Genomic DNA, 14,047 nt, shown 5'->3' on the forward strand with positions numbered 1-14,047 from the left:
TCAGATACTTCTGACACTTGGTTTGATTTCAGGCTGCGGCGGCATCTGGATAAGCATCTCCGGCCTTCCGGCAAGACCGCAATATCCCTGATCATTATACGGCGCCTGCGTCTTGAAAGGATACGCCCATCTCCACATCATGCAGCTTTCACCGAGGCAGTTTGTATCGTCCTTCTTTGAAAGCATCGGGCATATTTTTCCGGATATTTCTCTTTTGTGCACTATCATATCTCAGTTCCCCTTCACTTTAGCCATAATAGTTTTAGCTCCCTTGACCTTATCCTTAACTTTAACCACTACGGATTCGACATTCTTCTTGGGTATAAAAAGCTCGGTTCGCGAGCCGAACTTAATCATTCCGATTCTTTGCCCTTTTCGAACGGCGTCACCCGGTTTAACGGCGCAAACAATGCGGCGGGCGAGAATCCCGGAAACCTGCCTGACCAGCATTCTAACCGAACCGGCAACCATTCCGATGGCGTTGCTTTCGTTTTCCGAAGAAGCCTCCGGCACGGATGCCACCAGGAATTTTCCCTTACGGTAATCGGTCCATTCCACCTTGCCTTCCAGCGGAGCTCGGTTAATATGGACGTTAAAGACGGAAAGGAATATGGCAATCTAACGCATATTCATGGACGCCGCCGAAAACTACTCGTTTTTCTTCTATACCGCCCTTTTGTTCCTGGTCATGGTGTTTCTCCTGACGACCACATTGACCGCGCACCTCAAAAACAGCAAGATGGAAAATTATTATCAGGGACTTGTTGATGAAACCAAGCAGATTAAGGAAGATTGCACCCGTCTTGAGAAAGAAAAGCGCGCGATATTATCCGACCCCTTCTATTTAGAGATGTATATCAGGCGGACACTCCGTATGCAGGGCGATGGGGAAATCATCCTCAAGTCTAAATAAATTAATCGCATTAACCAAAACATGCGTAATAATCGGGGTAAGCAAACTGCCTGTTAATTCATAAAACCAACCCAGCATAAATCCCATCCCGACGGCAAATACTGTCCAGATGATATATACCCGCTTTACCGGGAAGTGAAGCATCCCGAAAATTACCGAGGTGATAGCTAGACCGAGATACGGCTGGAGCAACCCGCGGAAAAGGACTTCCTCGGCAATGCCGCTTGAAAGCGCCACGACAATAATCTCAAAGCTCGAAAGCCTGCCCAATATTAATGTGAATTCCTGTTGCAGGTCTTTTACGCGCTTAAAAAGGTATGCGCTTATTATGGAAACCGCAACCACCCCGCAACCCCCGCCTAAACCAAGCCCTATTATTATATATGTATCAGGATAGATATGAAAAGCGTCCAGGAGATACGCTAATCCTTTAAAATAGTAAATACCTAGAAGGCTGATAATAAGTACGATTGAATAAATTACGGCCATCGGGAAGACGATGCGGCTCTCGCCTCGCCAAAGGCGGAGAATCAAGCAAGGGGATTTCGGCGGAGCATGGCGGAAAAGCATAAATCAATGGCTTTTCTTGCCTATCATGCGCTTTTTTTCGTAGGCATCTACAATGGATTGGACCAAGGGATGGCGCACGATATCTGCTCGAGTGAGATATGAAAACGCAATACCTTCGACATTCCCCAAAACGCTCTGTGCTTCGACCAATCCCGAAACCTTCCCCAAAGGCAGGTCTATCTGGGTAATATCGCCGGTCACCACGATTTTAGAGCGCTCCCCCATACGGGTCAGGAACATCTTCATTTGCTCGGAGGTGGTATTTTGCCCTTCATCCAGAATCATAAAAGCATGATCGAGGTTTCTCCCGCGCATGTAAGCAAGCGGAACGACCTCGATAATCTCGTTATCAATTAATCGCTTGGTCTGCTGGAACGGCAGAAAGCTGTTCAAAGCATCATAAAGCGGACGCAAATACGGATTGACCTTTTCCTGGTAATCTCCCGGCAGGAATCCCAACCTTTCGCCGGCCTCAACCGCTGGGCGCGCCAGGATAATCTTATTAACGGTGTTAGTGCGCAGGCAATGAAGAGCGCGCGTTACTGCCAGGTAGGTCTTGCCTGTCCCGGCCGGGCCGATAGACACCACAATGTCATTAACTTCCATCAATTCAATATAACGGCGTTGCCCCTCACTGCGCGGCTTGACCATTTCCGATTGTGTTTGAGGAACGGGCGAATATCCTTTACGAACAGGCGGTTTGCCGCTGATGATATCGTTTAGCGCGTCTTGGCTTAATTCATCTTCAGATGAGCGCAGGCGTTCCGAAATTTTCCGTAAGGCTTCATATGCCTTTTCCACGTCGCCCCGTTCTCCCGTAATTTTCAGGAAATTGCCTTTGAGGTAAACCTTAACCCCGCAACTATGGCTCACCTCGCGCAAATAGCGGTCATACGTCCCGCAAAAGCGCACGGCTTCATCCTGTCCGGATAACTGTATCACCCGTTCTGTTTTCATAATAAATATAAAACGTATTTAGCGAAAAATAAAGCAAGACCTGAAAAAATAATTGAGTCAATCAAATCAAGAACTCCCCCCAATCCGGGAATAAATCCCGAATCTTTAACGCCGCAATGCCGTTTAATCGCGGATTCCACCAAATCACCGACTTGTCCAAAAAACGCAACAACGCATCCCAGCACTAAAGCACTCAAGGATGTTTTTAATATTAATGAAGAGTTAAGTATGTCAAGAGGGCTAAGCAGCCTGAAAACGATTGAAGCCAATGCCCCAAAAATAAGAGCAACTATAAATCCCTCCCATGTTTTGTTCGGGCTTATGTTAGGAGCGAGCTTTCGTTTGCCGAAAAACTTTCCGCCGAAATATGCGGCGCTGTCGGCAACTTTATTGACGACAATCAGGTATAAAATAAAATCATCAAGATATATGACTGTCAACGGCAAGATTATATAAATCACGCTCGACATAACTGCGTAATTAGCGGGAATTTTTTGATATTTTCCTGACAAAACAGTTATAATCAACTGGTGCGTTAATAAAACGAAAACCCCGATAAAAAGCAAATTACCCGCAAAATCAGCCGTCGGTTTGATACTGAACAGCACCCTTTCAAAGCCAAATAATATTACAAACAGCGCAATTGGTATTATCTTATTAAATTTTCCATAAATATTCTCATGCATCTTGTAGAATTCATACAGCGCCAGAACCCCGGCGACCAGGATTAAACTAAATACGCCCCAATTAGATTCCGTCGCATAATCTATATAAAACAACCCGGCCACCAGCGCAACCAGGATGATTCCCACAATCACTCTCGTTTTTAACATATCATTCCTCTTCGTTCCTCAGTGGCTATATGCCTCCAAACCGTCTTTCTCTTTTAGCATAATCCTTTAACGCCTTATGCAATTCTTCCTTATTGAAATCCGGCCATAAAACCGGCGTGATATATAATTCCGTATAAGATAGCTCCCACAAAAGGAAATTGCTGATTCTCATTTCACCACCCGTCCTGATAAGCAAATCCGGATCGGGCATTTCTGGCTTATAAAGATACTTACCGAAAGTTTTTTCATCTATTTCATCCAAATTAAGCTTCCTCTCCTTAACCTCACGGCAGATTTTCTTAACTGCGTCTATTATTTCCAGCTTGCCGCCGTAATTCAGGGCTAAAGAAAATATCATGCCGGTATTGACCGCCGTGATCTTTTCTGTTTTCTCCAGCTCATCCTGCGCAAATTTAGGCAGTGCTTCGAGTTTTCCGATGGCGGTAAACCGGATATTGTTCTTCATGAGTTCCGGCCATTCCTGAATCAGGTATTTCTTGAGGAGGCGCATCAGGAAATTGATTTCGTAAGAAGGCCGTTTCCAGTTCTCGCTGGAGAATGCATATAATGTAAGCCATTTGATGCCGGTTTGGGCGCATTCGGTAACGATATCCCTGACCAGTTTTGCGCCGGCTTCATGCCCGCGGATGCGCGAAAGGCCTTGTTTCTTTGCCCAGCGGCCGTTGCCGTCCATGATGATAGCAATATGGCCGGGCAGCTTTTGGGGAATCTCTTTACTCATCTTTTATCTATCGTTTGGGTGCGTTCCGGCCCAATGGAGATTATTTTTATAGGCACGCCAAGCTTTTTTTCTATGTATTCAAGATATCGGCGCGTGTTCAAAGGGAAATCGCGGTATTTGCGGATGCCGCGCAATGAAGACTGCCACCCGGGTAATGTCCGGTAAACCGGTTCGCAATTCTTTAAGGTATTCAAATCAGCCGGGAAATCGCGATAGACCCGGCCTTTATATTTATAGGCAACCGCCACCTTAATTGATTTCAAGATGCTCAGGACATCCAGCTTGGTGATGACGATTTGGCTGACGCCGTTAAGCTCAACAGCATACTTGGCGGCGACCATATCCAGCCATCCGCAACGCCTGGGGCGTCCGGTGGTCGCTCCGAACTCCCCGCCTTCTTTACGTAGGCATTCGCCTATTGGGTTATCCTGCTCGGTCGGGAAAGGGCCTTCGCCCACCCGGGTTGTGTAAGCCTTTAATATCCCGATAACATTGGTAATCGAACTCGGCGGAATGCCCGAACCGGCGCTGATGCCGGTGGCGTCCGAATGGGATGATGTCACAAAAGGATATGTCCCGTGGTCGATATTAAGGAGCGTCCCCTGCGCGCCTTCAAAGAGCACCCTTATTTTGGCGTCCATCATCCGCCTGATGAATAAACGGGTATCGGTAACGTATGGTTTAAGCCTGCGCGCATAGAAAAGAGATTCTTTATATATCGCGCCGGAATCAATTCCTGTCTTCGAATGCAACGCCCTAAAATAAATATTCTTTTCGGCAAGGTTGATTTTTACCTTTTCGAGCAATCTTTTCGGCTCGTATAAATCCATTAACCGGATGCCGGTCCGGTTATATTTATCAACGTAAGCGGGTCCGATTCCACGTCCGGTCGTCCCGATTTTTGATTTGCCCAGGCTCTTTTCCGAAAGCGTATCCAACCACTTATGGTATTGGAATACCAGGTGGCAGCGCTCGCTGATAAAAAGCCTCCCCTTTATCTTAATCCCGCGCTTGGTAAGCTCATCCATCTCTTTTAGAAGCAACATCGGATCCAGGACCACACCGTTTCCGATAACGCATTTGACTTTGGGGTGCAGTATCCCGGAAGGTATGAGATGGAGGACGAATTTCTCATCACCGATAATTACGGTATGCCCGGCATTGCTCCCGCCCTGGTAGCGCACGACTATATCGCATTCCGAGGAAAGCAAATCAACGATTTTCCCTTTGCCTTCATCCCCCCACTGCATGCCGATTACAGACGCTATACTCATAATTACATAAATTCTTTTGTAAGCTGATTTAGCTGATTAAACGGATAAGATTTAAATCTGTTTAATCCGCTCAATCCGCCCATTCTAAACTCCATATTATTGGGCGTACTGATAACTACTTATCCTTCATTATGGAATAGACGCAGATTTCGCCGCACATGGAACAGGCTTCTTCATCTTTCTTGGGCTTGCGCTTGGCGCGGTAAGCGCCGGCCTTTTTCGGGTCAAGCGCGTATTTAATCTGGTTATCCCAATCCTGGTTCCTGCGGTATCCGGAAAACCTGCGGTCTTCATCCATGGCGCCTTTGATGCCCTTGGCGATATCCGCGGCATGGGCGGCAATCCGGCTGGCAATCACGCCTTCACGGACATGCTCTTCCTTGGGTAGTCCCAAATGCTCCATAGGCGTCACATAGCACAGGAAATCCGCCCCTGCCCAGGCAGCCAAAGCCCCGCCGATTGCCGAGGTTATATGGTCGTATCCGGGCGCGATATCCGTCACCAACGGCCCCAGGACATAAAACGGCGCGCCGTCGCATAATTGCTTTTCCAATAATACCTGAGCCTGAATCTGGTTTAAAGGGACATGCCCGGGACCTTCTATCATTACCTGGACATCCGCCTTCCTTGCTTCCTTGGCAAGCCTGCTTAAAACCATCAGTTCCTTTATTTGGGCTTTATCAAAGGAATCCGCAATGGCGCCTGGACGCAGGCCGTCGCCCAGGCTTAAGGTGACATCATACTCGCGCGCGATATCAATCACGCGGTCAAACTTTTCATAAAGAGGGTTTTCTTCCCCGTTCGCCTTCATCCATGCGGTGAGTATCGCCCCGCCGCGGCTGACCACTCCGCCCACGCGCGGTTCTTTATCAAGATGGCTGACCACGTCACGAGTCACGCCGGAGTGTATGGTGATAAAATCAACCCCGTCTTTGGCATGCTGTTCTATGGTCTTGAATAATATATCATCATCCCAGTCGCAGACAGTTTTATGCGCCTTACGGGATGGAAGGACAGCCTCATAAATCGGAACCGTACCGAACGAAACAGTTGCTTTAGCGAGCAATGCCTGCCTGATTTTCGTAATATCGCCTCCGGTGGATAAATCCATCACGGCATCAGCTCCAGATTCTTCGGCAGCACGGAGTTTCTTAAGTTCAACCTTTATATCCGCATAATCGGAAGAGGTGCCCAGGTTCGCGTTGACCTTGGTCTTTAGACCCTTCCCTATGCCGCAAACTGCTTTGGCCGGTATCTTACGCCCGGCGGATAACTTCTTCCAGCGGTTGGTGTTTGAAGGGAGGACGATATGGCCTGCCTTGATTCCTTCAAGGATATAAGAAACTTTAACACCCTCTGCCTTGGCAACCAGTTCCATCTGGGGTGTTATTTTATTGGCGCGCGCCGCTTTTAATTGCGTCATTAAATTCTCTCTTGATTTAATCTTGCCACGAAGACTCTAAGACACAAAGAAAAATTTAGTGGCTTTGTGCCTTGGTGGCTAATCACTAACAAGAAAAGTATAACAAGCTAATAACGGATAGTCAAGAAATGATTATTAGGATTAAAAACAATCCAATCACTCCCCCAACACCTGCGGCAAGAGCCAGGCATGCACCAGCGGCAGATAGACAATCTGGGTTGGTGCGATTTCCTCCCATCCGGCGTAATCACGGGTCAAGACAATAATTTTTTTCGCCTTTATGCGCCTGCCGAAATTTACCAGCGCCCATCTGCCGGATTTCTCCAGCGGGAAATCATATCGCGCGCCGACTAAGTGCCTGACCAATCCGCGCTTCAGGCAGTAGCCGGTAACGTCGCTCGTCTCACCCATCCAGTATTTTATCTCTTTTATCCACGGGATGAAACGCAATTCGTTATAAACTAAATTATCAATCAGCGCTTTCCGGTCGGGGCGGGTATCAACCGGCTGGAACGAATCTATCAGCATATTCCTTAAACCGTTGTCGTTAAAATATAAAATCGGCGCGTCCTTGGCGATATTGGTTTTCTCAGGATACGGATAAACCTTATTAATGTAATAATTAGATTCAAGTGTATCTACAAAAGCCGAAACCGTTTTCCAGTTCGCCTTGGTCTCCTGCGACAATTTGGTAACGTTTAAGACCGTGCCGTGCGTGCGGGCTAATTCGTCCAGTATCTTCCTTTGCTGGGTTTGTTGCAGCCTTTCTTGCTTAGATTTGGGTTGATGGTCAAACTGTGTCTGGTAAATCTTCCGCAAAATAGCCGGACGCTTGGAAATGGTGTATTCCTTGACCGCTTCGGCATATCCGCCGTAACGCAGGTATCCATCCAGGACTGGACTGAACGGTTTTAAATAACTGACACTGGTTAAATCCTTGATTTTATCAGGCAATTTCAGCTTGGGGCGCCTGTCTTTCCCGTCAGGCAAATAGATGTTGTTTGGATTCAGCATCCGGTTCATATATTCCGTGTAGGAAGCCAAGCCGAGTTCGAGATTTACCGCGCTGTCATAGTGATATGCCCTGGCAGAACTTGTCATAATCAACTTTGTATTATCCAATACCTTTTCTAATTCCTGAATCATATCGAAATCGATATTCTGGGCTTCGTCAAGCAAAATCAAGAGCCGTGTTTTCTTATCCGGGCTGAAGCCGTTAATAAACCTGGCGACATCATCCGCGCCGGTAAAGCATTCGCGCGTCAGGACATCATCGAGATTGAAATAAAATATGGCGGATGGGGAAACGCCCTTATCTTTTATGAGGTGCCTGATAGCCAGTTGGAGGAGAGTGGTTTTCCCAGCCCCGCGCGGGCCGGAAAGCAGAATAGGCGTGTTGCCTTTAAGCGCTTCCTGTAATTGGGGCAATAAGGAACGGTCGAATGTCCAGCTCATCAGTTTGGAGGCGTCATCGCGCCAGGGGTTTTGTTGTAAGAAATTTTCTACATTAAACATTGCTCCTCCTTGTCAAATATGAACACGAATATTTCGAATTAAGCCGAATAATCACGAATGAATTCGTGGGATTAGTTCTATTCGTGCTATTCGTGTTAACTCTTTTTAGGAGTTTTGTCAACTCAAATCTTCCACTTTGTCAACCCAAACCTTCCATTTATCCCATAAAACTCAATATAATCAACAGCCATATTCAATATAATGAGTTTATTATAAGTCTTATATTGAAAATGTATCTTTTTATACTCCTCTGTGCCCTCTGTGGTCGTATTTTACCCCAAAAAAGTCGGTTAATCCGCCCTCATCGGGAGATAAAAGGGGGGTTTTATTTCCGCACTTTTAATATTTATCGGCTAAAATTATCTGATTCTTGATTATATTGAGTATTAGGCACAAAAAACTCGGTTAATCCGCCTTAGCATGGAGATGAGGGTGGAGGTATCCTACCCCTACACCCCCCTAACCATACCTCTATACCTCTGTAGCCATAGGTATACTCCATGGTGGCCATACCTCTACTCTACTATAGCCATTACTATACTCCGGTATAACCATACCGCTACTCCATTATAACCATACCGATACTCTACCCTAACCATACCTCTATCCCCTTGTAACCATATCTATACTCTATAGCAGCCATACCCATACTCCATGGCAGCTCTACCTATACTCTATGCTAGCCATACCCCTATATACCGACAACCACTCCTCTACTCCCGGATAGGAATAGATGTACTTACAGACGGCACTATTAACCTTCCCTACTAACACCTCTTCTAAATTACGTGTTATTTATTCGGATTTGGGTTAGGCGGAGTCGGCGTCTGCGGAAAAGGATTTTGCGGCGCAGGCGGTTGAGGAGGATTCATCATCCTTTTCCGGTTTTCCTCATTTGCTTTCATTATATCCTGAGCATGGTTTTCTTGGTTAATATCTATTAGAACGGGCTTATTTTTAGGTTTGGTTTTTATTTTTTCCAGTCTGGCAATTTCTTTATCCCTGGCTTTTTCCAGATCCGTTGTATCTATCCCTTTTGCCTTTGCTTTCTCTATGCACTCTTTTATATATTTTAAGCTCCATTCCGTATCATCTCTCTCAAAATTAAAATATAACTCTTTTGCCTTATTAAAATACTTCTCCTTATTTGCTATATCGTTTAGTCCCGCATAAATATTTGCCAGCCCCAGGCAGACTTCTGAATTAAGCGGATTGAGCTCCAATGCCTTTTTCAAATCCCTTATTGCATGGTCAGTTTGCTTTTCCCTTGTAGAATAATTTCCTCTCGCTTCAAACATGTTTGAGACAACCTCTTTTTTGGACAACGTTCGTAGGAAAACACCCAACCGTATTTCATCTTTTGATATAAGAAAATCTTCGGCATATTGTCCATCAGTGTTTATTCCCGCTTTACCGGTCACTTCAATATTAGAACGGTATTTACCGTCGTCATATCTAAGAAAGAAATGGCTTGGCGCATTTACTCCATGAATGGCAATGCCTGCCCTATCTGCCAGGCAAAGGTATAATAAAGGCATGGTAAAACAAGCGCCTTTTTTCTCATCCATAATAACGTTAAGGAAAAAATTAGTGTTTGTCTGCCCTAAACAATCATTGAAATCATACTCATATTTTTGTTTAAAGTAGTAGAAGCTGTTTATAGCGCTTATTTTATATTCGGGGTCGTATATGTTTCCTTTTGCCGCATACATAAGCCATTTTATTTCATCCACCATGTTGTCGAGTTGTTTAAGGTATGCCGGGATATCAAGATTCGGATAAACCTCTTTTGCGATGAGCAGGGCGGCTTTGCCGAGATCTATTTCGCTATCCGGCCCGGCAAGCATCTTATCCAGCTCGGATTGGGGATTTGCGGGAAGGGCAAAAAATATGATTGCTGAAATGAGGATAATAATAAAAATGATGCCAAAAGTAAATCTTAAGAAATGTTTTGGCTTACAAATTGTTTTAACCTGCTGGTTTTTATCTGACCGCCCATTTAAGCTATTTCTTTTTCTCAATAATTTCTTCTTTCATTGGGTTATCAAAATCAAATAATTCATCAGGCGTGCTAATTCTAAAATATTTCTTCCTGCTCCCTCCTAAATAAAACTCATATCGTTGCAACACACCGCTCTCGTCAATTTTATATATCGGCCCCCCATTATCATTACCCTGTAATGATGGAGTATCAGCTAAACATAAGTAAGACTTTTCATCTGCCCAAACAACTATACTGAAAACCTTAAGCCCATTTAGCATTTCGACAATATCTTTTGTTAGGTATCCCTTTTCCAGCTCATCCCGCATGCCGTAACGCTTATTAGCATTAAAAAATGTCTGCTGGCTATTGTGAACGGAAAAAAGTATTCTAAATACCTTGGGGACTTCATTTGCTTTATGGTTAGAATGCATGGGAGGAAGAATCAATGCCGCTAAAATAGCCGCCAACGACAGAACACTGACAATAATAACAAATACCTTTTGCCATTTTTTCATCATGATTTCTCTTTTACATTACTATGCTATATGTTAGCGTTGAGGTTCATCCCTATAATCATAATGTTCAGGGCATTTTTCTTTCGTTATCTTCCTCAAGGTTGGTTTTTCATAGGCTTCAGGTGAGATAATTGTAGCCAGTTCCGGGCATGGTTTTATTGGATCAAGCGCTAAATGAAAATAATTATTAACACAACGGTTCATAAGATTTCCCCCACAACCGCAGTCTGGATTAATTCCACCAAGCTCTGGCGTTCCCGCGCATACCGAATGCATAAATTCATGTATTATAGTGTGTGGAGTATAGTCGCTCGCAGGTGCTCCTTGATCAATAGTTTTTCCTGTGCATATATGAATAGTACCTCCGCCACCAATCGGATTATGATAACCGAATGCACCAAATAATTTACATTTCCAGTTATCGCTACAAGTTATTTCCGCTCCCCCACTTAGATTAGTCAATCTGTTTTCCATGTTTTTTATCATGCCATCAAGTATATTTTGTGGGGTTTTTGGACAAAGAACTTTTGCGTTATCGCGCATACACTTTGTTATCTCTAACCATTTTAGTAAAACATCAGACACAGCCTGATTGATTATTTTTTTATGCTTTTCCGAACACCCAACAACCTTGGGACCGGGAACGACAACGGGAGCACCTGACTCAAAAAGCCCCATAGGATCAGTTTTATTAACCGGATCGTTTTTAACATAGGTGTATAAATTGACGTTAAGCCTTCCGTTATCATCCGTATATTCAATTGGGTCGCGCTTTGTGAATCGCCCGGTTGTCGGGTCATAGTCGCGGGCAAACGCAGAGGTTGAAACCACGCCGATTAATACTATTATGCCTAAGGCTATGTCGAGCAGTCTAAATTGTTTCATACAGATCCTTTCTTTTTATAAGTTATTGTATTTTCGCCAATCAAGTAATGTTAAAAATATACACCAATAATATAGTTTTGTCAACAGATTTTTCCATTTTCCCGGAAAATTTCGTTCGGGATCATATCTTACACTTATAATTTGGATTACCTCTTGTTTTTAACCGCCTACGCACAAGCAAAAACGGTTACGCAGCAATAATGTTTTCGTAAAACTTATCGCGGTAATTACAAGTGCATATTAAACTTCATTTCCATAACAGGATAAACAAATATCATAAATGTCAAGCATAATATGGCAAACACTACTGATTTTACAACTTAATCCCAGCCGGCAGTCCGAGCGCGGATATGAGTTTTTTGTCGTTTTGGACAGTGCGGACCCATTCGTAATAAAGGCTTTTAATAGATATAACATTTACGTCTTTAGTTTTCATGCGCTCGATACCAAGCTTGTGAGCATTGCCGGGAGAAGCCACCGCCTCCTCCGGCACAACCACCTTAAAACCAAGCCCCAAAAGCCCGATTGCGGATTGGTATATGCAGACATCGGTTTCCAGCCCCACGAGTATAGCCGTCTTACGGTGAGTCTTTCCAATCGCGGACATAATTTTCTTATCAGCCGCCAGGCCGAAGGACATTTTATTATAAACCTTTGCATTGGGAGGAAGCTTCTTTTTAAGCGACGGGGCAACTCCGCCTGAATTCGGGATATCCTCCGCGGTAACAACCAGCGGAATATTTAATCGCTTTGCAAGTTCAACCAGCCAGCCAATCCGGTCAATCAGGACTTTACCGTCTTTTTCAGCCAGCTTCTTTATGAAGTGCTCCTGGACATCTATGATTATTAGAATTGAATCCGCGGCGCTTATCAAATAATTATTCTTACTTTTTCTGTTTTTCATATATCCAAGCAATCAAGCCCCTATTTACCCATATAATACTTTCTTTTTGATTCCGGGAATTTTTCTATGGCGCATCGAACCAAAGGTTCGGAAATCAATTATACATATAAAAACGGGATGCGCGCGGCATAATAATGCGGCGCAAATATTATTTTTGCCCTGCTATAGGCCAATTCTCCGAATAAATTGTCATTTAAAACTATCGCCGTCCGGCATTCCGGATATTGCCGAATGAATTGCTTTATGCCGGCGGGGATTTCCAAAGCCGTCATCTTTGATTTTACTTCCACGGCAATCGGAACCCGATCCTGAACCAGGATAAAATCAACCTCGTTTTTTTCCCGCGTCCGCCAGTAATAAATCTCCTGGGAGACCCGCAGTGTTTTCTGCATCTCGTGCAAGACAAAAGATTCTAAAAGCATCCCCTTATCAATCCGCTGGTCGAGCCCCCTGAAATCACGCAGGATGGCATTCCTTATTCCGCTGTCAAAATAATATATTTTATTGACCTGCTTCAATTCCCTGCCCCGATTGGTAAAATACGGCTTCAATGTATCCAGCAGAAACATTTGGCTTAATATCGCAATATCTTTGCGCACCTGACGCAGTGAATAATTCAAGCCTTGCGAAAGGCTGTTTTCGCTTAAAAGGCCGCCTTCCTGCCGGGCCAATAAAACAAGCAGCCGGTTAAATGAAAGGATATCTTCTTCCCTTAAAAGCGCTTTGATATCTTTTTGGATATAGGTGGAAACCAAATCCAGCAAAAGTCGTTTTTTGGCCTCCGCCGTCTTTTCGTGGACCAATCCCGGCATCCCGCCGAAGACAATAAATTCGTTAAGATACTTTCTTAATTTAGCGTGTGTTTTGGGGCTGATTCCGGAATTCATTGTTTCGGGCATTTTTATTACCGCTGATTTAGCCGGCAGCCATTCCGCAAATGACAGCGGAAATAAACGGTAAAGGCGTCGCCGCCCTGCCAAGCTTTCTTTTAAGTGGCGGTGCATTTCAATCGCCGAAGAGCCGGAAGCATAAATCTTTATCGCTTTGAATCCGTCATAGATTGCCTTAAACAGCCGGGTGGCATTGGGCAAATAATGGAATTCATCTATTAAAACGGTTTGTTTCTTGCGGCCGAGCCCTGAAAGAATAGATTGGAAATCACGGGCGAAGTAATTCGCGTCAGCCGGCATTTCCAGATTGAAATACCGGTAATCGGCCGTAGCCTGGCGGCAATAACGGGCGATTTCCTTAAGCAGAAAAGTCTTGCCGACCTGCCGAGGACCGATGATTATCCCGATTTCATGTCGCTTAAAATCGCTGATTATCTCGCGATACGCAATCCGGCTTAATTTCATATAATTGACATTCTATACACTAGCGTATAATTTGTCAAGAAAAACCTTGGCCGCCTGAACGGGCATTTAATAGCCGGATAACCCGGGCGATAAAAAATCGCCCCGCCTTAATCAACCTGTTCACTAATTCACCGGTTAACTAATTGACCCCTCGGGGAGTTTTTCGTATCTGTCCGA

Annotated in this window: 15 protein-coding genes; 1 reads left to right on the forward strand and 14 read right to left on the reverse strand. The window is 44.6% G+C overall.

Translation table 11 applies throughout. The features are described 5' to 3' along the window. Both HY811_11035 and HY811_11040 read right to left on the reverse strand, forming a co-directional pair. On the reverse strand, positions 1 to 228 hold the full coding sequence (locus tag HY811_11035; GenBank protein ID MBI4835333.1) for a hypothetical protein: 228 nt from the start codon (positions 226 to 228) through the stop codon (positions 1 to 3). A gap of 3 nt (positions 229 to 231) precedes the next feature. Further along, the gene (locus HY811_11040) at positions 232 to 618 is read right to left on the reverse strand and encodes a phosphatidylserine decarboxylase (GenBank protein ID MBI4835334.1); all 387 of its coding nucleotides are present in this window, start codon (positions 616 to 618) and stop codon (positions 232 to 234) included. A 13-nt stretch (positions 619 to 631) separates the two neighbouring features. Between HY811_11040 and HY811_11045 the strand changes: the two genes are divergently transcribed. Continuing rightward, entirely contained in the window at positions 632 to 913 is a 282-nt protein-coding gene (locus HY811_11045; protein MBI4835335.1) for a hypothetical protein, read from the forward strand. On the opposite strand, the gene HY811_11050 is transcribed toward HY811_11045, so the two are convergent. The 12 genes from HY811_11050 to HY811_11105 all read right to left on the reverse strand — a co-directional run bounded on the left by HY811_11050 (position 845) and on the right by HY811_11105 (position 13,870). Continuing rightward, complete coding sequence (locus tag HY811_11050; GenBank protein MBI4835336.1) at positions 845 to 1,483, reverse strand: CPBP family intramembrane metalloprotease; 639 nt, start codon at positions 1,481 to 1,483, stop codon at positions 845 to 847. The two genes, HY811_11045 and HY811_11050, sit on opposite strands and share 69 nt — an antisense overlap. A gap of 3 nt (positions 1,484 to 1,486) precedes the next feature. Beyond that, positions 1,487 to 2,440: a PhoH family protein gene (locus HY811_11055; protein MBI4835337.1), complete on the reverse strand. Its 954-nt coding sequence runs from the start codon at positions 2,438 to 2,440 to the stop codon at positions 1,487 to 1,489. Next, the gene (locus HY811_11060) at positions 2,437 to 3,273 is read right to left on the reverse strand and encodes a phosphatidate cytidylyltransferase (GenBank protein ID MBI4835338.1); all 837 of its coding nucleotides are present in this window, start codon (positions 3,271 to 3,273) and stop codon (positions 2,437 to 2,439) included. The genes HY811_11055 and HY811_11060 overlap by 4 nt, the downstream gene beginning before the upstream one ends. A gap of 25 nt (positions 3,274 to 3,298) precedes the next feature. Then, positions 3,299 to 4,015, reverse strand: coding sequence for an isoprenyl transferase (locus HY811_11065; protein ID MBI4835339.1), 717 nt, complete (start codon positions 4,013 to 4,015; stop codon positions 3,299 to 3,301). Then, the gene (locus HY811_11070) at positions 4,012 to 5,289 is read right to left on the reverse strand and encodes an adenylosuccinate synthase (GenBank protein MBI4835340.1); all 1,278 of its coding nucleotides are present in this window, start codon (positions 5,287 to 5,289) and stop codon (positions 4,012 to 4,014) included. Before HY811_11070 ends, HY811_11065 begins: the two co-directional genes overlap by 4 nt. A 115-nt stretch (positions 5,290 to 5,404) precedes the next feature. Next, positions 5,405 to 6,712: a phosphomethylpyrimidine synthase ThiC gene (gene thiC, locus HY811_11075; protein MBI4835341.1), complete on the reverse strand. Its 1,308-nt coding sequence runs from the start codon at positions 6,710 to 6,712 to the stop codon at positions 5,405 to 5,407. A gap of 156 nt (positions 6,713 to 6,868) precedes the next feature. Beyond that, entirely contained in the window at positions 6,869 to 8,227 is a 1,359-nt protein-coding gene (locus HY811_11080; protein ID MBI4835342.1) for an ATP-binding protein, read from the reverse strand. Positions 8,228 to 9,018: 791 nt separating this feature from the next. After that, positions 9,019 to 10,248 (reverse strand): hypothetical protein, encoded by a 1,230-nt coding sequence (locus HY811_11085; GenBank protein ID MBI4835343.1) that lies wholly within the window; start codon positions 10,246 to 10,248, stop codon positions 9,019 to 9,021. Next, complete coding sequence (locus HY811_11090; protein MBI4835344.1) at positions 10,232 to 10,729, reverse strand: hypothetical protein; 498 nt, start codon at positions 10,727 to 10,729, stop codon at positions 10,232 to 10,234. The genes HY811_11085 and HY811_11090 overlap by 17 nt, the downstream gene beginning before the upstream one ends. A 30-nt stretch (positions 10,730 to 10,759) precedes the next feature. Continuing rightward, the gene (locus tag HY811_11095) at positions 10,760 to 11,611 is read right to left on the reverse strand and encodes a hypothetical protein (GenBank protein MBI4835345.1); all 852 of its coding nucleotides are present in this window, start codon (positions 11,609 to 11,611) and stop codon (positions 10,760 to 10,762) included. 313 nt (positions 11,612 to 11,924) lie between these two features. Further along, positions 11,925 to 12,515, reverse strand: coding sequence for an isochorismatase family protein (locus HY811_11100; protein ID MBI4835346.1), 591 nt, complete (start codon positions 12,513 to 12,515; stop codon positions 11,925 to 11,927). Between the two features lie 98 nt (positions 12,516 to 12,613). Then, positions 12,614 to 13,870 (reverse strand): ATP-binding protein, encoded by a 1,257-nt coding sequence (locus tag HY811_11105; protein MBI4835347.1) that lies wholly within the window; start codon positions 13,868 to 13,870, stop codon positions 12,614 to 12,616. Positions 13,871 to 14,047: the final 177 nt, after the last annotated feature.

This window comes from Planctomycetota bacterium (assembly GCA_016207825.1).
GTDB lineage: Bacteria > Planctomycetota > MHYJ01 > JACQXL01 > JACQZI01 > JACQZI01.

Coding starts and splice junctions, on each gene's coding strand:
- HY811_11105 (MBI4835347.1), bottom strand. CDS start 13,870: ATGAAATTAAGCCGGATTGCGTATCGCGAGATAATCAGCGATTTTAAG.
- HY811_11070 (MBI4835340.1), bottom strand. CDS start 5,289: ATGAGTATAGCGTCTGTAATCGGCATGCAGTGGGGGGATGAAGGCAAA.
- HY811_11060 (MBI4835338.1), bottom strand. CDS start 3,273: ATGTTAAAAACGAGAGTGATTGTGGGAATCATCCTGGTTGCGCTGGTG.
- HY811_11055 (MBI4835337.1), bottom strand. CDS start 2,440: ATGAAAACAGAACGGGTGATACAGTTATCCGGACAGGATGAAGCCGTG.
- HY811_11080 (MBI4835342.1), bottom strand. CDS start 8,227: ATGTTTAATGTAGAAAATTTCTTACAACAAAACCCCTGGCGCGATGAC.
- HY811_11095 (MBI4835345.1), bottom strand. CDS start 11,611: ATGAAACAATTTAGACTGCTCGACATAGCCTTAGGCATAATAGTATTA.
- HY811_11035 (MBI4835333.1), bottom strand. CDS start 228: ATGATAGTGCACAAAAGAGAAATATCCGGAAAAATATGCCCGATGCTT.
- thiC (MBI4835341.1), bottom strand. CDS start 6,712: ATGACGCAATTAAAAGCGGCGCGCGCCAATAAAATAACACCCCAGATG.
- HY811_11090 (MBI4835344.1), bottom strand. CDS start 10,729: ATGATGAAAAAATGGCAAAAGGTATTTGTTATTATTGTCAGTGTTCTG.
- HY811_11050 (MBI4835336.1), bottom strand. CDS start 1,483: ATGCTTTTCCGCCATGCTCCGCCGAAATCCCCTTGCTTGATTCTCCGC.
- HY811_11065 (MBI4835339.1), bottom strand. CDS start 4,015: ATGAGTAAAGAGATTCCCCAAAAGCTGCCCGGCCATATTGCTATCATC.
- HY811_11100 (MBI4835346.1), bottom strand. CDS start 12,515: ATGAAAAACAGAAAAAGTAAGAATAATTATTTGATAAGCGCCGCGGAT.
- HY811_11045 (MBI4835335.1), top strand. CDS start 632: ATGGACGCCGCCGAAAACTACTCGTTTTTCTTCTATACCGCCCTTTTG.